Origin of the sequence: Streptomyces sp. NPDC015144 (assembly GCF_043079735.1) — a bacterium.
GTDB lineage: Bacteria > Actinomycetota > Actinomycetes > Streptomycetales > Streptomycetaceae > Streptomyces.
The window spans coordinates 24,094-46,395 of sequence record NZ_JBIBUU010000034.1 but is presented as its reverse complement, the minus strand read 5'-3'; the positions used below and the strand labels follow the sequence as shown (position 1 = coordinate 46,395).

21 protein-coding genes and 3 pseudogenes are annotated in these 22,302 nt (G+C 73.4%); 12 read left to right on the top strand and 12 right to left on the bottom strand.

Annotated elements, in window-relative coordinates:
* Positions 1-513: 513 nt before the first annotated feature.
* Positions 514-708, bottom strand: a pseudogene (locus ACF08W_RS34065) (transposase); the annotation flags it as partial.
* Between the two features lie 267 nt (positions 709-975).
* Here ACF08W_RS34065 and ACF08W_RS34060 point away from each other — a divergent pair.
* Positions 976-1,449 carry a hypothetical protein gene (locus tag ACF08W_RS34060; protein ID WP_392281673.1) on the top strand — a complete coding sequence of 158 codons (474 nt, stop codon included), beginning with the start codon at positions 976-978 and terminating at the stop codon, positions 1,447-1,449.
* Positions 1,450-1,614: 165 nt separating this feature from the next.
* Here the strand turns inward: ACF08W_RS34060 and ACF08W_RS34055 are convergent.
* Positions 1,615-1,698, bottom strand: a pseudogene (locus ACF08W_RS34055) (ubiquinone biosynthesis methyltransferase UbiE); the annotation flags it as partial.
* Positions 1,699-1,916: 218 nt separating this feature from the next.
* On the opposite strand from ACF08W_RS34055, the gene ACF08W_RS34050 reads away from it, so the two are divergent.
* Genes ACF08W_RS34050 through ACF08W_RS34035 form a run of 4 tightly spaced genes read left to right on the top strand, consistent with a single transcriptional unit; the run spans position 1,917 to position 6,695 of the window.
* Positions 1,917-3,104, top strand: a complete 1,188-nt coding sequence (locus ACF08W_RS34050; RefSeq protein ID WP_392281671.1) for a polyprenyl synthetase family protein — start codon at positions 1,917-1,919, stop codon at positions 3,102-3,104.
* Positions 3,101-4,636, top strand: a complete 1,536-nt coding sequence (gene crtI / locus ACF08W_RS34045) for a phytoene desaturase family protein (protein WP_392281670.1) — start codon at positions 3,101-3,103, stop codon at positions 4,634-4,636. The genes ACF08W_RS34050 and crtI overlap by 4 nt, the downstream gene beginning before the upstream one ends.
* Positions 4,633-5,679, top strand: a complete 1,047-nt coding sequence (locus ACF08W_RS34040; RefSeq protein ID WP_385212981.1) for a phytoene/squalene synthase family protein — start codon at positions 4,633-4,635, stop codon at positions 5,677-5,679. Before crtI ends, ACF08W_RS34040 begins: the two co-directional genes overlap by 4 nt.
* Complete coding sequence (locus tag ACF08W_RS34035) at positions 5,676-6,695, top strand: DUF5914 domain-containing protein (protein ID WP_385212978.1); 1,020 nt, start codon at positions 5,676-5,678, stop codon at positions 6,693-6,695. Before ACF08W_RS34040 ends, ACF08W_RS34035 begins: the two co-directional genes overlap by 4 nt.
* Positions 6,696-6,719: 24 nt before the next feature.
* Here ACF08W_RS34035 and ACF08W_RS34030 read toward each other — a convergent pair whose 3' ends face one another.
* The 6 genes from ACF08W_RS34030 to ACF08W_RS34005 form a co-directional block, all read right to left on the bottom strand.
* Positions 6,720-8,291, bottom strand: a complete 1,572-nt coding sequence (locus ACF08W_RS34030; RefSeq protein WP_392281669.1) for an FAD-dependent oxidoreductase — start codon at positions 8,289-8,291, stop codon at positions 6,720-6,722.
* A gap of 34 nt (positions 8,292-8,325) precedes the next feature.
* Positions 8,326-9,495 (bottom strand): lycopene cyclase family protein, encoded by a 1,170-nt coding sequence (locus ACF08W_RS34025; protein ID WP_392281668.1) that lies wholly within the window; start codon positions 9,493-9,495, stop codon positions 8,326-8,328.
* 133 nt (positions 9,496-9,628) lie between these two features.
* Complete coding sequence (locus ACF08W_RS34020) at positions 9,629-9,802, bottom strand: hypothetical protein (RefSeq protein ID WP_385212970.1); 174 nt, start codon at positions 9,800-9,802, stop codon at positions 9,629-9,631.
* The gene (locus tag ACF08W_RS34015) at positions 9,796-10,194 is read right to left on the bottom strand and encodes a lipocalin family protein (RefSeq protein ID WP_392281667.1); all 399 of its coding nucleotides are present in this window, start codon (positions 10,192-10,194) and stop codon (positions 9,796-9,798) included. Before ACF08W_RS34015 ends, ACF08W_RS34020 begins: the two co-directional genes overlap by 7 nt.
* Positions 10,195-10,306: 112 nt before the next feature.
* Positions 10,307-10,966, bottom strand: a complete 660-nt coding sequence (locus tag ACF08W_RS34010) for an SDR family oxidoreductase (RefSeq protein ID WP_352280446.1) — start codon at positions 10,964-10,966, stop codon at positions 10,307-10,309.
* The gene (locus ACF08W_RS34005; protein WP_392281666.1) at positions 10,963-11,556 is read right to left on the bottom strand and encodes a DUF4383 domain-containing protein; all 594 of its coding nucleotides are present in this window, start codon (positions 11,554-11,556) and stop codon (positions 10,963-10,965) included. Before ACF08W_RS34005 ends, ACF08W_RS34010 begins: the two co-directional genes overlap by 4 nt.
* 267 nt (positions 11,557-11,823) lie before the next feature.
* Between ACF08W_RS34005 and ACF08W_RS34000 the strand changes: the two genes are divergently transcribed.
* The 3 genes from ACF08W_RS34000 to ACF08W_RS33990 all read left to right on the top strand — a co-directional run bounded on the left by ACF08W_RS34000 (position 11,824) and on the right by ACF08W_RS33990 (position 14,078).
* Positions 11,824-12,342, top strand: coding sequence for a DUF427 domain-containing protein (locus ACF08W_RS34000; RefSeq protein ID WP_352280448.1), 519 nt, complete (start codon positions 11,824-11,826; stop codon positions 12,340-12,342).
* A 205-nt stretch (positions 12,343-12,547) separates the two neighbouring features.
* The gene (locus ACF08W_RS33995) at positions 12,548-12,904 is read left to right on the top strand and encodes a polyketide cyclase (protein ID WP_385212956.1); all 357 of its coding nucleotides are present in this window, start codon (positions 12,548-12,550) and stop codon (positions 12,902-12,904) included.
* A gap of 52 nt (positions 12,905-12,956) precedes the next feature.
* The gene (locus tag ACF08W_RS33990; protein ID WP_392281665.1) at positions 12,957-14,078 is read left to right on the top strand and encodes a MerR family transcriptional regulator; all 1,122 of its coding nucleotides are present in this window, start codon (positions 12,957-12,959) and stop codon (positions 14,076-14,078) included.
* A 290-nt stretch (positions 14,079-14,368) separates the two neighbouring features.
* On the opposite strand, the gene ACF08W_RS33985 is transcribed toward ACF08W_RS33990, so the two are convergent.
* The 3 genes from ACF08W_RS33985 to ACF08W_RS33975 form a co-directional block, all read right to left on the bottom strand.
* On the bottom strand, positions 14,369-15,001 hold the full coding sequence (locus ACF08W_RS33985) for an RNA polymerase sigma factor (RefSeq protein ID WP_392281664.1): 633 nt from the start codon (positions 14,999-15,001) through the stop codon (positions 14,369-14,371).
* A complete protein-coding gene (locus tag ACF08W_RS33980) occupies positions 14,998-15,135 on the bottom strand; it encodes a hypothetical protein (protein WP_352280452.1) in 138 nt (45 codons plus the stop codon). Before ACF08W_RS33980 ends, ACF08W_RS33985 begins: the two co-directional genes overlap by 4 nt.
* A 318-nt stretch (positions 15,136-15,453) precedes the next feature.
* Positions 15,454-16,368, bottom strand: a complete 915-nt coding sequence (locus tag ACF08W_RS33975) for an SDR family oxidoreductase (RefSeq protein WP_385212945.1) — start codon at positions 16,366-16,368, stop codon at positions 15,454-15,456.
* A gap of 253 nt (positions 16,369-16,621) precedes the next feature.
* Here ACF08W_RS33975 and ACF08W_RS33970 point away from each other — a divergent pair, with 253 nt between their 5' ends.
* Positions 16,622-18,121: a cryptochrome/photolyase family protein gene (locus tag ACF08W_RS33970; protein ID WP_392281663.1), complete on the top strand. Its 1,500-nt coding sequence runs from the start codon at positions 16,622-16,624 to the stop codon at positions 18,119-18,121.
* Between the two features lie 170 nt (positions 18,122-18,291).
* Here ACF08W_RS33970 and ACF08W_RS33965 read toward each other — a convergent pair whose 3' ends face one another.
* Positions 18,292-19,164, bottom strand: a complete 873-nt coding sequence (locus ACF08W_RS33965; RefSeq protein ID WP_392281662.1) for an esterase/lipase family protein — start codon at positions 19,162-19,164, stop codon at positions 18,292-18,294.
* Positions 19,165-19,540: 376 nt separating this feature from the next.
* On the opposite strand from ACF08W_RS33965, the pseudogene ACF08W_RS33960 reads away from it, so the two are divergent.
* The 3 genes and pseudogenes from ACF08W_RS33960 to ACF08W_RS33950 all read left to right on the top strand — a co-directional run.
* A pseudogene (locus ACF08W_RS33960) lies at positions 19,541-19,747 on the top strand (IS701 family transposase); the annotation flags it as partial.
* A gap of 43 nt (positions 19,748-19,790) precedes the next feature.
* A complete protein-coding gene (locus ACF08W_RS33955) occupies positions 19,791-20,390 on the top strand; it encodes a TetR/AcrR family transcriptional regulator (RefSeq protein ID WP_392281661.1) in 600 nt (199 codons plus the stop codon).
* Positions 20,387-22,177 (top strand): alpha/beta fold hydrolase, encoded by a 1,791-nt coding sequence (locus ACF08W_RS33950; protein ID WP_392281660.1) that lies wholly within the window; start codon positions 20,387-20,389, stop codon positions 22,175-22,177. Before ACF08W_RS33955 ends, ACF08W_RS33950 begins: the two co-directional genes overlap by 4 nt.
* The last annotated feature ends 125 nt before the right edge of the window (positions 22,178-22,302 follow it).

Genomic DNA, 22,302 nt, shown 5'->3' with positions numbered 1-22,302 from the left:
TGGAGATACGGAAGGAGGCGGACTCGATGAGGATGCGGGCGCCGGCACGCAGCTCGATGCCGGAGGCGGTGATCACGGTAATACTCCAGGGCGGTACGGACAGCGAAGACGACGCGGTCCAGGGAAATACGAGGCTGTGGGGCGAAGCGGCGGCTGCGCGGCGACGGGCCCAGCTGCTCTCCGTCTACGGGCGCAGGGGGTACGCGTCGAGGGCGCCTAAGCGAAGGGGGTCTCAGCGATGAGCGTCAGAGGGATGCCGCTGTTGCGGCGGCCTTCTCGATCCAGACCAGGCCCGCAGGGCGTCGGTCCATGGCTTTGGAACCGCGTCGGAAAGTGGCCACCCCGAACCGGACCGTGCGCACCGCACGGCCGGAATCGCAGATCACGCGGCGGGCCGACATGCCGTTCACGGTAACACTGAACAACGCAAGCCATGTGTTCCCGCTACGCAGCCTCCCACTGCGACTTGTGGGATGCATGTGGCTGAGGCGGCCGGTGGAACGTGATAGCCACTGCCTCGCCCGGGTAGAGGTCGGCGATCCGTTGCATGGCCAGTCCGGGAAGGTGGAAGGCCTGGCAGCCCGCGCCGCGGGCGACGGTCAGCGGCAGAGCGCCGATGGAGGCGGGCTGGTCCACGATCACCAGGACGGTGCCGAACATCGCGGCGAGTTTCTCGGAGACGGCCCGAAGTTTCGGCTCGCTGTTGGGCCACTTGCCCGATACCGGTGCCGGCCTGGGCTTCGGGGGCCGTTCTCGCGCATCCACGTCATGCAGACCTGCCGACCACCGCCCGGCCGACCACCGCCCGGCCGGGCGGCGGTCGGACCTCTTATCAGCGTCTCCGACGCCACCCTCGGGCCCGGTGACACCACCCCCCGGGCCATCCCTTAGACAGGGGGCAACAGTCATGCCGGGCCCGGAGGCCAGCGGCCCTCTTGCAGGACCGCGAAAAACACAACAGGGCGAAGCGGGCGGATGGCCACGCCGATTGCCCTCCAGAGCCAGGCCCCCGTCCTGTCCTCCGTCCTCAAGGACCAGGACAGAGGCCGCGCTGTCGCCGTGATGATGGAGAACTACCGGGCCACGGATGAGAAGTACACAGCCAGTGAGGCGTTCATCCACCAGTGGTCACAGGTGCAACAGCTTCTGAACCAGGACGGCGTCTCGGGCAGCCAGCTGAAACGGCAGGCGGCGGCCGCGCTCGAAAATCGCACAAAGATTACAGACGTGCCGGACAGCCTCCCGAGCTCCCTCTACCGACAGAACATCTCAGGAACAGCGGCCAAGAAGGTGCTGGGGGCGCTGCTGCCCGAGGGCGCGGACACATTGACCTTCGTGATGCCCGTCTGCCAGCCGGGCTGCGGAAGGCAGCGCACCCGGGTGAACCCGGCACTCCGGAGCCGGGTGGTGAAGGCATCGGCCGTGCCGAAGGCCAGCACGCTGCGGTAGAGGTGCTCGTAGAAGTTCCGCGTCCCCGTGTAGCCGGGCCCAGGGCCTCACGAGACCGTTCACAACGGCCTTCCGCACGAGCCGGTCGGCGGGCCGTCCGCCGAGGCCGTACTCGTGCACGGCGAGGCGACCGCCGGGCCGCAGGAGGCGGCGGGCGATGCGCAGCAGGGCGTCGGGATCGGCGACGTTGCGCAGCAGGTACGCGGCAAGGACGGCGTCGTACGGTCCCTGGGCCTCGACCTCGGCCATGCGCTCGACCGGGGCGTGGACGAAGGAAACGCGCTTCGGCCCGGGCGCCCGCAAGCATTCCGGCCGACGCGTCGACGCCGGCCACGGTCGCCTTGGGCGCCGGCACCGGCACGTGCGAATCCCCGGTCGGCCCATGATCTGCTGCATCCGCGCGCGACCGCGGTACGGAACATCCAGACGCACCGCACTGCCCGACGCACGGCAGCAAGGGAACCGACATGCGCGCTCTCGACCCCCCTTCCATCGACAGGGACGTCCCCGAGGCCCTGACCCTGGTGATCGACGACCTCCTCCGGCGCCGGGTCGCCGAGGCCCGGACCGTGGACGGGACCTTCGCCGCGGACATCGCCGGCCGGGTGGCCGCCTTCGCGGCCGGTGGCGGACACCGCAGGTCGCAGTTGCTGTGGTGGGCCATGCGCGCCGCCGGGGGCGGCGACGACGAGGCCGAAGCGGCCTTGCGGATGGCGGCCTCCGTTGAACTCGTCCAGACCTGCGCGCTCATCCACGACGACGTCATGGACGGCTCCCGGACCCGCAGGGCAAGCCCCTCCGTCCACGCCTCGCTGGAGCGCCAGTACGGCACGGACGGCCTCGACGGGCCGTCCGCGGGCTTCGGGGGCTCCGGCGCCGTCCTCGCGGGTGACCTGGCCCTCGCCTGGGCGGACGACGCGTTCGCGGAGGTGCTCCTGATGACCCCGCACTCCGCCGGTCTCGGCGACCGGTGGCGGGTGATGCGCACCGAGATGGTCGCCGGGCAGTACCTGGACCTCCAGACGCAGGTCACCGGCTCGCGGTCCGCCGGACGGGCGATGCGGACGGCCGTCCTGAAGACGGCGCGGTACTCCGCGGTGCATCCACTGCTGCTGGGAGCCCTCCTGGCGGGGGCCGACGGCCGGACGCTCCGGGGCCTGAACCGGGCGGGGCTGTGCGCGGGCATCGCCTTCCAGCTCCAGAACGACCTTCAAGGGGTGTTCGGCGATCCGCGGCGCACCGGCAAACCACCCGGCGAGGACCTCAGGGCGGGCAAGGCGACCTATCTCATGGCCGTGGCGCGGGCGCTGTGCGTCCGCGACGGCGACGCCGGGGGGCTCCGTCTCCTCGACGCCGTGGTCGGCTCCCCCGCCGCCACCGAGCGGGAGCTGCGCCCTGTGATCGGGCTCCTGGAGTCCTGCGGAGCCCGGGCCCACGTCGCCGAGCGGGCGGACCGGCTCTGCGCGCGTACGCTGCGGACCCTCCGGCAGACGGAGCTGGTGCCGGGACCGGCCGAGCACCTGGCGCGGCTCCTCCTGGACGCCGGCGGCGTCGCGCTCCCGGCGGCCGGCCCCGGCGGGGACGGCGCGGGGGCCGGCGAGCGCACCGGAGCGGCGACCGGGCGTGCGGTGGCCGCGTCGGGAGCGGGCCGATGAGGCGGCTGCGGGGCGGGACGGACCATGTCGTCGTCGTGGGAGCCGGCTTCGCGGGCCTGTCGGCCGCGCTCCACCTGCTGGGCGCCGGACGGAAGGTGACGCTGGTCGAGCGTGAGCCGGTGCCGGGCGGGCGGGCCGGCCGGATGGAGCTCGGCGGCTTCCGGGTGGACACGGGGCCCACCGTCCTGACGATGCCCGCCCTGCTGGACCAGGCGTTCGCGGCCGTCGGGGACTCGCTGTACGACCGGGTGGAACTGGTACCGCTGCACCCGGCGTACCGGGCGCGGTTCTGGGACGGCAGCCGCGTCGACGTCCACACGGAGGCGGACGTCATGGCCGCCGAGGTGGAACGCTTCGCCTCGGCCCGCGAGGCCGACGCCTATCTGTGCCTGCGCGCCTGGCTGGGCAGGCTGTACGCGGTGCAGGAGCGCCGCTTCATCGACGCGAACTTCGACTCGCCGACACAGCTGCTCCATCCCGACCTGGCCCGGCTGGCCGCCCTCGGCGGGCTCGGACGCCTGGACCGGGCGATCGGGTCCTTCCTGTCGGACGAACGGCTCCGGCGCGTCTTCTCCTTCCAGGCCCTCTACGCGGGAGTCCCCCCGTCGCGGGCACTGGCCGCCTACGCGGTGATCGCCTACATGGACACCGTCGCCGGGGTGTTCTTCCCGCGCGGCGGTATGCACACCGTGCCCACGGCCATGGCGGACGCGGCCCGCCGCGCCGGCGCCGCCCTGCGGTTCGGGGAGCGGGTCACGACCCTCGAACGGGCGGGGGAACGGGTGACGGCGGTCGTGACGGAGCAGGCCCGGATCGCGTGCGACGCGGTCGTGCTCACCACGGAACTCCCCTTCTCGTACCGGCTCCTGGGGCGCGCGCCCCGCCGTCCGCTGCGGACCCGGCACTCCCCGAGCGCGGTGATCCTGCACGCGGGGACGGACCGCACCTGGCCCGAACTCGCCCACCACACCCTGCTCTTCGGCTCCGCCTGGTCCCGCACCTTCGACGAACTCACCAGAACAGGAGAGCTGATGACCGATCCTTCCCTCCTTGTCACCCGCCCGACGGCCACGGATCCCACGCTCGCGCCTCCCGGCCGTCATCTGCACTACGTCCTGGCGCCCTGCCCGAACACGGAGATCGGCCCGGGGCCGGCGCACTGGGCCGAGCTCGCCCCGGCCTACCGGGACTCCCTGGTCGCCGAACTGGAGCGGCGGGGGCTGACCGGCTTCGGCGCGTCGATCGAGGAGGAGTCCCTGGTGACGCCCGCCGACTGGGCAGGCCAGGGGCACAGCGCGGGCACCCCGTTCTCGCTCTCGCACACCTTCGCCCAGACCGGGCCGTTCCGGCCGAGGAACCTCGTCAGGGGCACGGAGAACGTCGTGCTCGCGGGCTGCGGGACGACCCCGGGTGTCGGGGTGCCCCCGGTCATCGTCTCGGGCAAGCTGGCCGCCCAGCGGATCACCGGGACCCCACGGACAACGGCCCGACGCACGGCGTCCGACGCCGCCGTCCGGCTGGAGGGCTCGTGACGGCCCGGGAGCTCGACGCCGCCGGGGTGCGCGATCCGGCGCTGCGGGCGGCCTACGCGGAGTGCCGCCGGCTCAACGCCCGCCACGGCAGGACCTACTTCCTGGCCACGCGCCTCCTGCCGCTGGCCCGCCGCAGCGCGGTCCACGCCCTGTACGGCTTCGCCCGGCGCGCGGACGACATCGTGGACGAGACGGCCGGCACGACGCCTCGGGAGCGGGCGGCCTCGCTCGACGCGCTGGAGACCCAGTGGCAGGCGGCCCTGCGGGGCGAACCCGTCACCGACCCGGCCGTGGCGGCGGCCTCGGACACCCGCGCGCGCCTGCGGATCCCGGCGGTCCACTTCGAGGACTTCCTCGGGTCGATGCGCAGCGACCTCTTCGTGCGGGAGTACGCGACCTACGCGGACCTGTGCGGCTACATGCACGGCTCGGCGGCCGTGATCGGACTGCAGATGGTGCCGGTCCTGGGCACCGTCTGCGCGCGGGAGGAGGCCGAGCCGTACGCGGCATCGCTCGGCACCGCCTTCCAGCTGACGAACTTCCTCCGCGACGTCGGGGAGGACCTGGACCGGGGCCGGGTGTACCTGCCGGCGGACCTGCTCGCCGCGTCCGGGGTGGACCGGGACCTGCTGCGGTGGAGCAGACTGACCGGCTGCCGCGACCCGCGCATCACCGACGCGATGCGCGCCGCCGCGGCCCTCACCCGGGACGTGTACCGCGAGGCGGAACCGGGCATCGACCTGCTCGACCCGGTGTCGGCGCCGTGCGTGCGCACGGCCTTCGTCCTGTACCAGGAGATCCTGACGGTCATCGAGAAGGAGGGGTACGCGGTGCTGCACCGACGGGCGGTGGTCGGCACGCGACGGCGGGCCTCGATCGCGCTGCCGGGCCTCACGCGGGCACTGGCCGCGCGCGGCGCGGGCCGCGGACGCCGGGCGGGCCGCACGGACGGCCCCGGCCGCCCCGACGGCCGGCCGGAGGAGGCCCTGGGCCGGAGCGGGGCCGCGGGGCCGCACGAACGGACCAGGAGGGACGGTCGGTGAGCGAACCGAGCCGCCGGGACGACCGGCGCCGTCTGCCCCTGAGCCTGCGCCGCGCGCCGCTGCCCTGGGAGAAGCAGCGGGCGACCTGGCGACAGGCGCGTCCGACGGGGATCGCCGCGGCGCTGAAGCGGGCGACGGCCCGCCCGTCCGGCAACTGGTATGTCGTGGGGGCCGGCCGGGACGTCCGCGCCGACCGGCCGACGGGCCGGACCGTCGCGGGGACGGAGGTCGTGCTCTGGCGCGACGCCGACGGCGTCGTGCGCGCCGGACCGGGCGCCTGCCCCCACCTCGGGGCTGCCCTGAAGGACGGCGTGGTGCGGTGCGGGACGCTCATCTGCCGCTGGCACGGCCTGGCCCTGGACGGCTCCCCGGCCGCGGGCTGGGCGCCGTGGCCCGCGTACGACGACGGGGTACTGGTCTGGGTGCGCCTCGACGAGGTCGGCGGCGAGGAGCCGACGGACCGCCCGATGGTGCCGCCGAGGCCGCCCGTCGCGGAGGCGGTGACGGCCGTCCACACCGGCGTGGGCGTCTGCGAGGCCGAGGACATCGTCGCCAACCGGCTGGACCCGTGGCACGGCGCGTGGCTGCACCCGTACTCGTTCGTCGACCTGGAGGTCCTGTCCGTACCGCCGGACGGGACCGGCGACGAGGAGGACGCCCTGGTCGTCCGGGTCTCGTTCAAGGTGGCGGGCCGCGTGGTGGTGCCGGTGACAGCGGCCTTCACGGCGCCGGAGCCGCGGACCGTCACCATGCGCATCACCGGGGGCGAGGGCCTGGGTTCCGTCGTCGAGACCCACGCCACTCCGCTGACCGCCCTGGGTGCCGCCCGCCCCCGGACCGCCGTGGTGGAGGCCGTCATGGCGGCCTCGGACCGCACGGGCTTCGCGGCGGCCCGGGCCCTGGCCCCGCTGCTGCGCCCCGCGATGCGGTCGGCGTCGGCCCGCCTCTGGCGCGACGACCTGGCGTACGCGGAGCGCCGCTGGCGGCTGCGGAGCACGGGGCGGTTCCCGGGGTAGGGGGCACCGGGGACTGCACGGTGCTCAGCGGGGCGACCGGGTTTCGCCGGCCGCCCGGGCGAGGAACCGGAGGGCGGCCGAGCGGCCGGCCGGGGGTACGGTCCACAGCGTTTGTCCGCGCAGCCCCCACCTGCGCAGGTGGGCGTTGGCCGCGAGGAAACCCGTGGTGGCGGCGCGCTCCATGAGGGCCACGGGGTGTTCCGTGCGGACCAGGTCCCCGGCGACGGTGACGGTGGGGTCCGGGGTGTGGACCGTCGGACGGTTCCGGTGCCCGCCGACCTCGAAGAGCGGGCAGTCGGAGCGGAGTTCGTGCCGTTCGTCGAGGACCGCGGCGTCCCGGGTCTCGGGCCAGGCGCGGTGCAGCTGCCCGACCAGTTCCCGGGAGAGCTCCCGGGGGCGGGCGGCGGGATCCACGGCGTAGGCGTGCAGTTCCACCACCGCGCCGCCGGTGCGGGCGGCCCAGCGGGCGGCCTCGCCCTCCCAGCGGTCGAGGACGCTGATGTTGTCGAGGGGGCCGAATCCGCTGGTCCCGAGGAAACCAGGGCGGTGCGGGGCGACGGGCCGGTCGAGCCAGAGCCGGGAGACGAGGAAGGGCGGCGCGGTGCGGAGCGCGCCGATGCGGGCGCGCCAGGGGGCGTCGCAGAGTCCCGGGGACGCCCCGGCGATCGCCCGCAGGCCGCCGGTGTCGGTGGCGAGGACGACGGCGTCGGCATGCCGGGGCCCTTCGTCGGACAGCACGGTGTGCCCGCCGCCGGGTGCCGGTGTCAGTTCCCGGACGCCGGTGCCGGTGAGGACCCGGGCGCCGTGGCCGCGCAGGTAGGCGCCGAGGGGGTCCCAGAGGGCTTGCGGGTAGGGCTCGTCCGGCACGTCGAAGAGGAGTCCTTCGGAGGAGCCGAGGAAGTAGACGTGGAACATCAGCACCAGTTCGGCGGCGGACAGTTCGTCGGGGTCGGCGAAGAAGCTCCGCGAGAACACCTCGAACGCGAGGTGCTGGGCCGCCGGGGGGAAGCCGATGCCGTGGAGGAAGGCGCGGGCGCTGATGCCGTCGAAGCGCCGGTAGACGTCGGGCACGCGGACGTCGAGCAGCGGCAGCGCGGCCCGGGCGTTCATGCGGCCGAGATCGCGCCACCCGAAGCTGGGGCTGAGGGCGACGAAGCCGAGCGCGCTCCAGGGCGGCGTACGGGGGACACGGGCGAAGCTGTCGTACAGCCCGGAGCCGTGCCGCAGCGGATAGTCCGGCAGACCGGTGAGCCGGTCGAGGCCCGGGTCGATCCTGCGCAGCAGACCGCGCAGGTTGTAGTACTGGCGGAAGAAGGCGTGGAAGCCACGGCTCATGGTCACCTCCGATCCGTCGCCCAGCCGGTCGGCCCAGCCCGCGAGGCGCCCGCCGAGGGTGGGCTGCCGTTCGTAGAGGGTGACGGCGACGCCGCGTTCGGCGAGGATCGTGGCCGCCGCGATCCCCGCGATCCCGCCGCCGACGACGGCGCAGGTCGGCCGGTGGCCGTCCGGGGGCCTGAGCCGTCCGTCGGCGGCGGGCAGGACGACCGCCCTCCGGTCGCGGCCTCGTGCGGGGGTGCCGTTTTGGCTGTCGCGCATGGCAGGGATCCGCTCTCGTGACGAAGGGGCCGTTTCAGGCCCGGCGGGCGAGGAAGGGCAGCTCCGCGGTGGTGCGGAGCATGGGGAGGACGGGGGTGCGCAGGCCGATGCGCACCTCCTCGGACGGCCGGGTGTCCCCGTCGAGGAACCGCAGGAGCCGCTCGGGAGGGACCTTCTCGAAGAGCCGCGTGAAGAAGTCGGGCCCGGAGACCCTGCCGGTGTCGATGCCGCGCAGGAGGACCGCGTCCATGAGGAGCGACCGCCTGGGGTAGGCGGCCGGCGGAAGGGGGTCGCGGCCGGCGTGCAGGAGGGCCGCGACGGCGCGCGTCTGGCGCTGGATGGCCGCGAAGGCGTAGCCGGTGGAGGGCCGGACCGCGCCCCCCGCGGCGCCGATGCGGAAGGTGCTCCGGCCGGTGCGGCGCTCGTAGCGGGCGTCCGTCATCGGGATGCGTCCCCGTTCCACGCCGTGCACCTCGCACGCGCCGATCCGCAGGAGAGCGGTGGTGTAGTGCCGCAGGGCCCGCTCGTACGCCTCGTCGGACAGCGGCTCCCGGCTGAACTCGGTGTACTCCACGAGGGCTTCGGTCCGGGACAGCGGCAGGACGTAGCCGAAGGAGAGCCCCTGCGGCGGCTGGGGGGTGCGGAAGTCCATCAGGTCGACGGTGTCGGGGGCGAAGACGGGGCGCTCGGAGCGCAGGAACCATCCCTTGAAGTGCTGGAGGAGGCTCACCCGGCTGGGCGGGAGGGGAGAGGGCGGCCTGGTGTCGAAGAGCCAGCGCGCGTGGACGTGCCGCTCGCGGCCGTCGGCGGTGCGGCAGGAGACGGAGGCGCCGCCGGGGCCGTCGGCGACGTGCTCCGCGACGGCCTCGACGCGGACCAGTCCGGCGAGCCGCGGCCGGATGCCCCGGGTGAACGACTCGGAGGCGAGCATCTTGTAACGCAGTGCGCCCAGGTCGCACGGGACCGGCCGCCCGTCGCCGCCATGGAGCCGTACCCGGGACCAGGAGGCCGTGAGCAGGGCGTCGTACTCGCCGGCTCCCCGCTCCCAGTAGCACCAGGTGCGCGGCGGCGGCCGGAGCGGGCCGGGGGGCGCGTCGACGAGGACGACGGAGGGGACGGCGGCTCCGCGCGGCGGGCACAGGAGCCGCCAGGCCAGGGACAGCCCGGCCGCCCCGGCCCCGATGATGGCGACGTCGCAGCGCACGGGGTACGTCTCCTCTGGTCGTCGGGGAAGAAGGGGCGGCGCGCCGGGGCGCGTAGGCCGGGGTGAGGGCTACCCCCGGGCGGGGGCGGGCTATCCGCCGATGCTCCGGTGGGAGCAACGCGCCGGCCGGCCGTCAGGGGGCGAGCCGCCAGGCGGGGTCCCCGCCGTCCTGACGGGTCGTGCGGAAGGCCCGGGGCTCGAGTCCGGCCCCCCGGACCGCGCGCAGGACGTCGGCCGTCCGCGCCGGATCGAGCCGCGGGGTGCGGGACAGGACGAAGCCGGAGATGCGGTTCTCGTTGGTCACCACGGCCCACTCGTACGCGGGTCCCAGGCCGGCGACGACGTAGTTCGCCCCGGTGCCGTGCCGGTAGCCGTCCTCGCGTCGAGGGGAAGCGCCTCACCGGTGATCCGGCTGGAGGCCCCCAGCCAGGTCGCGCAGATGTTGGTCACCGCGACCCCGCCACGGCCGGTCGCGCCGTGGACGGCCTTGACGTTCTTGGCGCACTGGAGCTCGAACAACTGCGGCACGGCCGCGAGCTGGAACCAGGTTCCGGTGTAGCGGCCGAGGCCGACGGTACCGGCGGCGCGGGGCGGGCCGTCCGGGCGCGTGGTGGCAGTGGGCACGAGCGCGAGAGAGGCGAGGGCCGTGGTGAGCAGGACGGCGGAGACGCGCTCCGCGGCGGACGGACGTCGTCGCATGGGCTGGACGCTCCTCGAAGGTGTCGGTGGCAAGCTCTTCCGTACGGAGTGCTCCGGCGGATGCGCGCTCCGCACCCGGTCCTCCGAGGGCGCGTCGGAGCCCGGGGGACGCTCAGCGCGGGCGGTCCGGGGCCCCGGTCAGGGGCGCGAGCAGATGCCGTTCGACCGCCTCCGCCGGGTCGGCCCCGGGCGGGAGCGCGGGCGGCTCCCCGGTCACCGCCCGGGCGGCGAACCCGCCCTCCAGGTGCGGCAGGCGCACGTCGACGATCCGGACGCCCCGGGCCCGCTGTTCCCTGCCGACGACGGCGAGCCAGGTGGCGAGCGCCGTCTTGGCCGCGGCGTAGTCGGCCATGCCCTGCGGGGGCACGTCGACGACCGCGCCGGTCACGACGCCGATCGCGCCTCCGGCTTCCAGGACCGGCAGGGCGCCCCGGACCACCGCCATCGGCGCCAGGGCGTTCACGGTCATGAGGTGCTCGGCGGCGGCCTCGTCGACGCTCTCGGCCCGCCCGAAGCCCGCCACCCCGACGGCCACCACGACCCGGTCCAGGCGACCCAGGGAGCGGGCCGCCCAGGGCGCGAGGGCCGCGCAGCCGTCGAGATCGTAGGCGTCGAAAACGCGCCGGGGGCAGTCTCCGGGCAGCCGCGACCGGTCGGCGAGCCGCTCCGCGTTCCTGCCGGCCAGGGCCACCGACGCGCCCCGCCGGTGCAGGGCCCGCGCGGCGAGCCCGCCGACCGTCCCCGTCGCCCCCACGACCAGGACCGCGGTCACCTCGGGGGACTCTCGACGACCGCCGGACCGGCCGGTCCGGGGTGCGTCGGCGTCGTGGTGCGCGCGGCCCCGGACGGGAGGGCCGCGGCGGCCAGGCGGCGTCGGCGCGCGAGCGACTCCGCGGCGGCCTCGCGCGGGTGGCGCCTGCGCCAGTAGGGGTTGTCGTGCGACAGCTTGCTGGACACCCGCCCGTACATGCCGAACGTGAGGATCAACAGCCCCATGAGGAAGCTGAACATCACGTTGGTCACGCCGAAACCGAGGAAGTTGGCGGGCCGGTCGAGCACGAACAGGTGGTAGAAGCCGCTGAGCAGGAACGCGCCGCCCACGAACATGTTCACGGTGGAGGCGATGTTCCCGCCCACGACCGCGCCGGCCAGGAGCAGGAGTCCTGTCAGCACCGAGATCCAGCTCAGTGCGGTGTTGGTGGTCATCCCGGCGATCCGCGTGCCGGAGGTGTCGAAGGAGCTCAGCGCGTCGGCGAAGCCGAGGCAGCCGAACACGAGCAGGACGCAGCCGCAGAGGGCGGCGCCCCAGCGGTACACGGTGGCCAGGTGATGGTCCACCGGAAGTTCGTCTTTGAGTCGCACAGCTGGTTCCCTGCCTGTCCGCGGTTCCGTCCGTCGCCCGCGGCCTATCCCGACCGGATCGGGCCGCACGCGAACGGACATGTCCCGAAGCACCTTTTGTGATGCTTCCATGCCTTTTCTCGTCCGGAGAGCGCCCGGATGCACCGAACCGGCCACCCGCGAACCGTTCACCCGTCCGCACCCGCCGGGCGGCCCCGCCGCATCCGCCGACCGGTGCGCAGCGGAAGGACGGGCAACGCAGCCATGACGAGAGCCGAGGAGAGCACCATGGACGACGCAGGAGAAGCGGACGTCGGCCGGTCACCGGCCCGGCCCGGTGACCGGCCGACGGAGAGCGTGTGGGACTACCCGCGCCCGCCCCGGCTGGTCGGCGACGACCGCCGCGTGACGGTGGCGGTGGACGGCCGGATCGTCGCGGATACGCGCGCGGGCCTGCGGGTCCTGGAGACCAGCCACCCTCCGACGTACTACCTGCCCCGCCGCGACGTGCACGCGGAGTTCCTGCGCCCCCGGCCCGACCGCACCCACTGCGAGTGGAAGGGCACCGCGTCCTACTGGGACGTCGTCGTCGCAGGGCTCGTCGTCCCCCGCGCCGCGTGGAGCTACGAGGACCCCCTCCACCCGTACGAGGCGCTCCGCGGCCACCTCGCCTTCTATCCGTCCGCGGTGGGATGCACGGTCGACGGGGAGCCGGTGACCGCCCAGGAAGGCGACTTCTACGGCGGGTGGATCACCCGGGGGATCAAAGGCCCCTTCAAGGGCGGTCCGGGCACGTGGGGCTGGTGAGCCGGCCGCCGGCACACCGGGGCGGGCACGGCCCGCGCCCTGGGGTGCATCCGGTCCGGGTGCCGGGCCGAAAGCCCCGGATGACCGGTCCCGGCGCGCGGACCGGCGGGAGGCGGAGGAGGCCGTATGGTGATCAGCGTGGAGCGGGTGCTCGAGGTGCGACGACCCGGGGCGCAGGCCATCACCCACCTGGAGGACTTCGCCCGTGCCCAGGGAGCGGGACCCCGGCACCGTGCGCTGCGTCCGGCTCGACGACGGGCCCGTGCGGCGGGGCATCTGGTGGCGCAACACGCCCCGGCTCCGCACGACCGGGCTCCGGTACGAACTCCTCGTCCGGGAGCCCTTCCGCCTGGTGTTCCGCGGCGAGAACAAGACCGTCACGGCGCTGGACGACCTGCGGTTCGCCGACAAGGGCCAGGCGACACGGCTGACGTACCGTGCGCCGCTCATCTCCAAGGGCCTCGCACGGCTGGCCGCGCCCTTCCTGCGCGGGGGGTTCGAGCGGCTGGCCGACGGCGTCGCCCACCGCCTTCCCACGGCGGCCCAGGCACGGCCCTCCTGACCGCGCGCCCCGGCTCCGCACGCACCTGCCCGCACCGCTTCCGCACCCCCCGGTGGTGACCGTGCACGACACCGGTCCCGGCATCACCACGGGCGCCCTGGCCCGGCGTCTCGGCGTCTCCCCGACCACCGTGCGGTCCTGGGACCGCCGGTACGGGATCGGGCCGGCCGAGCGCGGCGACGGCCGCCACCGCCGGTGGGGCCCCGCGGACGTGGCGATGCTGGAGGAGATGTGCCGTCTCACGGCCGCCGGGATCCCGCCCGCCGAGGCGGCCCGGGCCGCCCGGCGGAAGCGCTCCGCAGCGGCGGCGGTCACGCCGGACGCCCCCGGCGTGACCGCCGCCGCTCCGGTCCGGACCGCCGTCACCGGGCCGGCCGCACCCGTCGAGGAAGCCGCACCGGAACCCCTGCCCGAACCGGCCGCGCCCTCCCGGCGGTCGGCGGCCGGCAGCGGTCTGCCGCTCGGAGACGTCCGGCAGGAGTGCCGGGGGCTGGCTCGCGCCGCCGTGCGGCTCGACGCGCCCGCCATGGAAGAGCTGCTCCGGGCGGCGCTGGCGGAGTACGGCCTGGTCACCTCCTGGGAGGAGATCATGGCGCCGACACTGCGTGCGGTGGGCCGGAAGTGGGAGTCGTCGGACGACCGGTACGTCGAGGTGGAGCACCTGCTCTCCTGGCACGTCTCCACGACGCTGCGGCGGGCCGCCGTCTCCGGGCCCGCGGTCGCCTCCCCGGCGGCTCCGGTCCTGCTGACGTGCGTCCCCGCGGAGCAGCACACGCTGCCCCTGGAGGCGCTCGCCGCGGGCCTGGCCGAACGCGGAGTGCCGACCATGATGCTCGGCGCGGCCGTGCCCGCCGAGGCTCTCGAGTCGGCGGTCAGGCGGTCAGGACCAGCCGCCGTCGTCCTCTGGTCCCAGTCCCGGTCCACCGCCGACCCCGCCCTGGCCGAACGCGTCGCGCGGACGGCGTTGGGGATGCGGGGAGCGCGCATCTCGCCCCAGGTCCTCCTCGCGGGCCCCGGCTGGCTCGGCCGGACGCCCGCGCCCGGCACCGTGCGTCCCGTCGGCCTGCGCGAGGCCCTCGCCCTGATCTCCCGGCTGTACGGGGAGGGCGAGGGCCTCGCGGATCCGACCGGGCGGGAGGGCGGGGACGCCGGGGCCTTCGGGGCCGGGCGCTGACATCGGCCCCGGGCGGCTCAGGGGCCGGGGCGCCGCCCGCTCGGCGCGGGCGGGGGACAGGGGGACGGAACCGCTCGTCCGGGCCCGGTACCCCGCGTGCCCCGGCCACTCCCGGGGGCGGGCCTCCGGGAGCCGTCTGCCGGGCGGTCGGGCCGTGAACCGGTTCGGAACCGTCGGTCGACCGGACAGGCCGGCCGCGGGCGGCCCAGGACCGGATCCGGGGCCGGATCGACCGGACGCTCGCCGGGCGCTCGGCTGCCGGTCGTCGCAGATCCTCCGGGACGGGCCGGTCAGCGGCCCCCGGCGGCGCCGGCCAGTTCGACGAGGCTGCGCCGCATGCGCTGGAGGCCGCGGCGGGCGTGGCTCTTGACCGTGCCGAGCGGCATGCCGGTCCGGTCGGCGATCTGGGTCTGGGTCAGGTCCGCGAAGAAGGCGAGTTCGAGGACGTCCCGCTGGACGTGGGGAAGCCGGGAAAGCTCCTCGGTGAGGACCACCCGGTCCAGGATCCGCTCGGGCTCGTCGTGCACCGGGCTCTCCCCCTTCAGGGACGCACCGAGGCTGGCCGCGAGTTCGATCCGCCGTGTGCGGGCGCTCAGAGCGTCGGCGATCTTGCGTCGGGTGATGCCGGTGAGCCAGGCGGGCAGGCTGCCCCGCTCGGGGCGGAAGTTGGCCCGGCCCCGCCAGGCGGCGACGAACACCTGCTGGGTCACGTCCTCCGCCTCGCGGGGGTCACCGAGGGTGCGGGCCGCGAGGGTCTGGACCAGGGGCCCCCAGCGCTGGTAGGCGGCGGCGAGGCACTGTTCGTCGCCGTCGGCCAGGCCCCGGGCGAGCCGGTCGTCGGTATCGGTGTCCACGCCGGTGGCGTCCCCGGTCGTGACTGCCGGTGAAGGGGCGGGGGCTCCGGTCGGACGTGGTGCGGTCATGGCGCTTCCTCCTCCAGGTGGCGGCGGGCGTCCACCGGATGTGCCGCGAGCGGCGCGGCCGGGACCTCGATGACCCCGTGGGCCTCACGCTCCGTCCGGCAGCACCCCGCCCGCAACTTGAATCGTTTGCGCATCGAAATTTCCCTGCGTATCGATGCAGGCGATAAACACCGCAGGTCAGGTGGGAAACCGCACCGCGACGGCATCGTGACCTCAGCGCCCGCCCGCCGGCTCTCCCCGCCCGACTTCCCCCGCCGGGTCGACCGCCCGGGCCTCCGCCCCGAGGACGCACGCACCGGCGCTCCCCCTCGGCCTGCTCGGGCCGAGGGGGAGCGCCGGTCGGACGGCCTGCTCCGGCAGGATCCGGCCGGACTCGGGGATCCCGGCGCCGCAGGCCCTCGCCACGAGGGCTGACACCGCCGCGGGAGCCTGGCCGGTCGCCCCGGTCCTGGTCACTCGCCCCGGGCGGGGCGCGTCGCCCGGGGGGCGGAGCGGTCGATCAACTTCTCCTCGATGCGGCCGCCCGTGCCGAGCAGTCCGGTCTGCTCGAACGAGTTCTCCCTCAGGAGCAGGGGAATCGCGCGGCGGGAGAGCAGGTCCACCGCGACGGGGAAGAACGGCCGCCCGGCCTGGGCGAGCCGGAGCCAGGGAGGGGCGTAGACGGAGGGGCGGCGCCCCTCGATCCCCCGGACCAGCCAGGACGCGACCTGCTCCACCGGGTACACGCGGCGGGCGGGGGCGGGCATGTGCCCGCGCAGTTCGCGCAGGACCGTGTGGCGGTCGACGTCGCGGACCATGTCCGTATCGGTCCAGTGCAGGTAGGCCACGCCCACACCGACGCCCAGGTACGCCACCTCGGCCCGCAGGGAGCGGGCGAAGGCCTCGGCACCCGCCTTGGACGCGCAGTACGCGCTCATCATCGGGGCGGCGCCGAAGGCGGCGGTGGAGGCGACCTGGAGGAAGTAGCCCCGGGTGGCCCGCAGCCCCGGCAGGAAGGCGCGCGCGGTGACCGCGCTGCCGACCAGGTTGACCTCCACGACCCGGCGCCAGGTGGCGGGGTCGGAGCTCTCGAAGGGGCCGCCCTCCGCGACGCCCGCGTTGGCGATGACGACCGACGGGGGACCGAGGATCCGCGCCACCTCCTCGGCGGCCCTCGCCATGCCGGAGTCGTCGGTGACGTCGACCTCCACGCAGTGGCTCTCGGTGCCCAGCGTCACCGCCACGGCGGCGAGCCTGGCGTGCTCCCGCCCCAGGAGGGCCACGCGCATGCCGCGCGCGGCCAGCAGTCGCGCCAGGCCGGCGCCGAGCCCTCGGGCGGCGCCGGTGACGACCGCGACACGGCCTCGGAGTTCCGGGGAACGGGGCATGAGGGCCTCCGACGGGGAGAGGGCGGTGACGGGACCGAACGTCTCGCCGCGTGCCGTGACTACTTCGCGGGACCCCCGCACGCCGGATGCGGGTGGCGGTGGCCTCGCGGCCGTATCACCCGATCGGACCGCATCCGGCCGTGGCACCGGGATCGAATCCCGGTTGGGCGCGGAGCTCCGGGCGACCGCGCGGCCCCGCGCCCGACGGCGGGCCGGGGGATGAGGACGGACCACGGACGAGGACGGACCACCGATGACCGACACGCACTGGCTCTTCGGGGACCAGCTCGGGCCCTCCTTCCTGGAACCCGGCGACCGCGGTCCGGCCCGGGACGCACCCGTGGTGATGATCGAGGCCCGGTCCGTCTTCCAGCGCCGCCGCTTCCACCGGGCCAAGGCCCACCTGGTCCTCTCGGCCATGCGGCACCGCGCCGCCGAACTCGGTGACCGGGTGACGTACGTGCGGGCGGACACCTACGCGGAAGGACTGCGGAAGGCCGTGGGCGACGGCCGGGTGACGGTGCGCCACCCGACCTCGCGGGCCGCGCTGCGTCTCGTCCGGTCACTCGACAACGTCACCGTGCTGCCGCCGCGCGGTTTCCTGGTCAGCCCCGAGCGGTTCGCCGCGTGGGCGGACGGGCAGCGCACGCTCCGCATGGAGAGCTTCTACCGGCACGTCCGGCGGGACCACGACATCCTGATGGAGGGTGGCGAACCGGTCGGCGGTACCTGGAACCTCGACCACGAGAACCGCCGCCCACCACCGCGCGGAGCCCCCACCCTGGGCGCCCCCGCGCCGTACCGGCCCCGTGAGGACGCGATCGACGGGGAGGTCCGGCACGACCTCGACCGCTGGGAACGCGACGGGGACGTCTCCTTCGTGGGCCGCGACGGCCCCCGGACGTTTCCCGCCGACCGCCGGCAGGCGCTCGCCGCCCTGCGGCGCTTCCTGGACCACCGACTCGCCGGCTTCGGCGCGTACGAGGACGCCGTGCTCGCCGCCGACGGCACCATGAGCCACAGTCTCCTGTCGGCCTCCCTCAACCTGGGCCTGCTCGACCCGGCCGAGTGCGTCGAGGGGGCGGAGGCCGTCTGGCGGGCGGGGGGCGCACCGCTGAACTCGGTGGAGGGCTTCGTCCGGCAGATCGCCGGCTGGCGCGAATACGTGTGGCACCTCTACTGGTACTTCGGCGAGGAGTACCGCACGAACAACGCCCTCGGGCACACCGGCGCACTCCCTTCCTGGTGGCAGGAGCTGGACGCGGACGCGGTATCGGCCCGGTGCCTGGCGACGGCCCTGCGCCAGGTCCGGGACACGGGCTGGACCCACCACATCCCGCGCCTGATGGTCCTGGGCAGTTACGCGCTCCAGCGCGGCTGGGACCCGGCCGCCGTCACCGACTGGTTCCACCGCAGCTTCGTCGACGGCTACGACTGGGTCATGCTGCCGAACGTGGTCGGCATGTCGCAGTACGCCGACGGGGGCCGGATGACGACCAAGCCGTACACCTCGGGCGGCGCCTACATCGACCGCATGAGCGACCTCTGCGGCCCCTGCCCCTACCGCCCGGACCGCCGGGTCGGCGAGGACGCCTGCCCGTTCACGGCCGGGTACTGGGCCTTCCTCCACAGGCACCGCGGCCGTCTCGCCCGGAACCACCGCATGGCGCAGCCGGTACGGGGCCTCGACCGGCTGCGGGATCTGCCCGGCCTCCTGGAGCAGGAGCGGGCACGCGGGGCGGGTCCGCCCTGACGGGACGCCGGGCCGGACCAGGGTCCCTCACGGGCCGACTCACGTAGACATCAGACGACGCCCATATCCTGCGGCGGTGAACGGCCGCATGAGAGGTGGCACTCAAGGCCTCGCACGCTCCAGGTGCGAGACCTTGAGCCGCGGCGGCTACCGTCCGCCCTGAGCGAGGCTCACCAGCGGGAGTGGAAGTACAGGGCGTGGAAGGCGGCGCGCAGCGGTGCGGCTCCCGCGCGCATGTCCGTCCAGGTGGAGCCGGCGTCATTGGAGTACCTCATCGGGTACCTGCCCTTGGTGAGGACGCGCAGGTCACTGTGCTCGATGCCCGCCTCCTCGCGGTAGAGCACGAGGTGGCGGACGCCGACACCGCGCGGAGTCGAGCTTCCCGGCAGGACCGCGTCGTCCGCTTCAGACCCAATCGCCGTCCAGTCGGTGCCGCCGTTTCCCTGCGCGGCGTCAGTTCTGCGCAACCAGGCCATGAAGTCGGACGTCGCGGCCATGTCCTTGCACTGCCGGTTGTTGTCCACGATGCCGCAGAACTCTGCGACCCATGCTCCGTGGTGGGGACCACCGAGGGTGACGGCGTCCTCGATATAGACGTAGGGCGGCCAGTTCTTCTCGTGGCGCTCGGTGCCTGCGAGAGCCGCCCTGATGATCAGGCTGCCCATGGAGTGGCCGATCACGTCGACGCTACGGCCCCACCGGGAGTGGTTGAGGTAGATGTTCCAGGCGAGTCGGCGGCCCAGCTCCTTGATGCCCAGATCCCGGGTGCCGTCTTTCTTGGCCAGGTTGATGTCACAGCTGCCGGTGTCTTTGGCGTAGAAGCCGACCCGGACAAAGGTCCCCTTGCTCTTCTTCCAGCCCCACTGCTTGAGGGCCTTGATCGCCGTATTCCAGCGGTAGGCACAGCTGACACCGGGGACGTCCCCGGTGTCGTCGTACCCCTTGACCATGTACACGGTCTCGGTGGCGCTGTCATCCCGCGGCGGGGGAGTCGGTCCTGGATCGGCGGCGCCGGGAGTGGCCAACGCCAAGAGCGCGGCCACGCATGCCGCCGCGATTCCTAAGCCCCGATGGTGTCTTCTCACCACTGATTCCTTTCACGGAACATGACGTTGCACGGCCGAGGTCCTGCCGACCTCGGCCGGCTACCTGCTTCCCGAAGCACGGTGCTTGGTGAGGACGGACGAGACAACAGTGAACGGCCGTCCCGGACACCCGGCAGCAGCCCGGGCTGTTCAGCGGCGTGTCCCGGACACTGGTCCGGGGCACGCCGACGTCGGCCGAAACCGCAATCAGCGCTTCCGGCTGCCTCACTGCCACCCAATTCGCCAACCGGGCGCTCAGCCGAACAGACCGATGGGATCCCGTTCGGAGTCCCCGGACCGGCCGTCCTGGCCGTCGTCTGCTCGACACGCGTGAGGCCCGCGGTACTACGACTGGGCCTGGATCCACATCGGCACCAGCAGCCATCACCACCTGCTCATCCGACGCAACCGGTCCACCGTCGAACTGGCCCGTGCCTGCTACCGGTGCTGGTCACCCACCGACGTACCTCTGTCCGAACCGGTCCGGGTCGCCGGTGCCCGCTGGAGCGTCGAGGAGTGCTTCCAGACCCCGGGCCGAGGCGGATCATTTGCAGAAAATATATAGACCGGTCTATTCTTTGGGTATGACATCCAAGGGAGACAAGACCCGGGCCCGGCTCGCCGAATCGATGCTCGAACTCATCCAAACCAGCGGCTACAGCGGCACCGGCCTGAACGCAGTGATCGAGCACGCCACGGCCCCCAAGGGATCGATCTACTTCCACTTTCCCGACGGGAAGGAGGGTTTGGGGGCCGCCGCGATCGAAATCGCCACTCAGCAGTTCGAGGCTCTGATCGCCGAATCCGTGGCCTCGTCGGGTGGCGCTGCCGCAGCGGTACGCACCGTCGTCGAGACTTTGGCCACCATCGTGGGCGAGAGCGACTTCCGGCTCGGCTGCCCGGTATCCGTCGTCACGCTCGAAATGGGTGCGGAGAGCGAACGGCTGCGCCACGCCTGCGCAACGGCCTTTGAATCATGGATCGCCCTGACCGCGAGGTTCCTCGAAGCGGACGGGATCGCTACCGAGAACGCCCGCAGCCTGGCGACCGTCATTGTCTCGACGATCGAGGGCGCGGTCATTGTCTCCCGCGCGACGCGTAGCACCCAGCCGCTGCACACGGCCGCCGAAGTTGTGTCCGAACTCATCGCACATCGCGTCAACAACACGGAAGAGACCCGATGAGAACCCATAGAACGTCACGACACGCACTGGTCTTCGGAGCATCCGGGCTCATCGGACGACACCTCGTCATGACCCTGGCCCAAGCAGGCGCGAACGTGACCGCGGTGGTGCGCACTGCCGAATCAGGAACTCGCGTCATGCGATGGCTCCGCACGCACGGTCTGACACAACCCGTCAACGTGACAATCGTCGACTTCGACGCGCCTGAGATCCTGGCGGGCGGCACGGCGACCTTCGCGGACGTGACCGAGATCCATAACTGCGCCGGCTCCTTCCGATTCGGAATGCCGGCTGAGGAGGCACGCAGCGCGAACGTCGGCATCGTCGAGAAGCTGATCGATTTCGCTTCGGATCTCACGCGGTTGCAGCGCCTGGTGCACATTTCCGGCTACCGCGTCGGTGGCCAGGATCCCGCTGCCGTGCCTTGGTCGGACGAGCACCGCGCGGCGGTGTATGCGGAGCTGGGTGGCTACGAGGCGTCAAAGGTCGAGTCCGATGCCATCTTCCAAGCCCGGGCCGCCGAGCGCGGGATCCCCTGGACCATCATCAATCCGGCCACCGTGATTGGCGACAGCACAACCGGTGAGTCAGATCAACACATTGGGATCGCCACCACTGTCGAGCAGATGTGGCGCGGCACCGCGTCAGCACTCCCCGCCGGGAAGTCCACGTTCGTCCCGGTCCTGACGGTCGACTACATGGCGAACTTCATGGCCGCGGCAGCGGTCGATCCCCATGCTGCGGGCAAAGCGTACTGGATCCTTGACGATGCGACCCCGCCGCTCGCGGACCTGTTCACCCAGGTTGGTCAGCACCTCGGCGCGAAGGTCCCGAGCCTGAGGATCCCGGTCGGTGTCATCAAGCACCTTCCCCAACGGATCACCAAAGCGGATCCGGAGACCCTTGGCTTCCTGTCCTCCGATCGATACCCGACCGGGCCCGCCATCGAACTCGCCGCAAGGCATGGCATTCCAATGCCCGACGTACGGATCTCGCTCGAACGCTGGGCGGATTACATGGCCGCACACCGGTTCGGGGCGGCGAAGGGCGACGACCGGCGGTTCATCGATGCAGGAGGCGTGCGGACATTCGAACTCGGCGCACCTGGATCCAGCAAGCTGATCCTGCCGGGCCTGCCGGTCAACGCCGATACCTGGGCCGACGTCGCCGCGAGCATCGGCGCGCGAGCGGTCGACCTGCCCGGCCTCGGCCTGAGCGGCGGATCGGGCATTCGGGACTGGGAACGCTGGCTGCCAGCGGTACTGGGCGAGGAACCTGTCGAACTCATCGGCCATTCCATCGGTGCGGCCGCGGCCGTGCTCGCGGCAGGCCGGCTTCCGGCTCGAGTCTCATCCCTCACGCTGATCGCACCGTTCTTCCTGCAACCCCCTGCAGACGGGGGGACTAGGCTGCGGCCGTTCGTACGCAGTTACCTGCGACACGCGGATCCACACCAGCTGTCACGTCGACTTACTGGGGCGGATACGAGCGCGACGGCGCTCGCGACCACGGTCGACGACCTCAGACGTGGCCGTGCCGCGCACGTGGCCAGCCAGCTCGTACGCTCAGGATCGAAGCGCTGGCGCGCCGAGCTGCGGGAAGCGCTCAGGCGGTTCGACGGCCCCGTCCATATCATCACGGGAAGCGATGACCCGCTCGACCGAAGCGCCGCGAACGAGCTTGCCGCGCTCCCGAATGTCGGCCTCGTCTCGGTACCGGGTGCCGGACACCACCCTCAGCTGACCCACGGTGACGCGCTCATCGATCTGCTCAAGGACTTGAAATAGACAGGCGTTCCGGGGAAGCGTGCACACATGAGGGGCGGCCGCCCCACAACGCGCGACGAACGATCTGCCTCCTCGAGCTCAGAACCGGAGCCGCCCTCTCCAGTGCGCTCGGCCGTCGTACACCC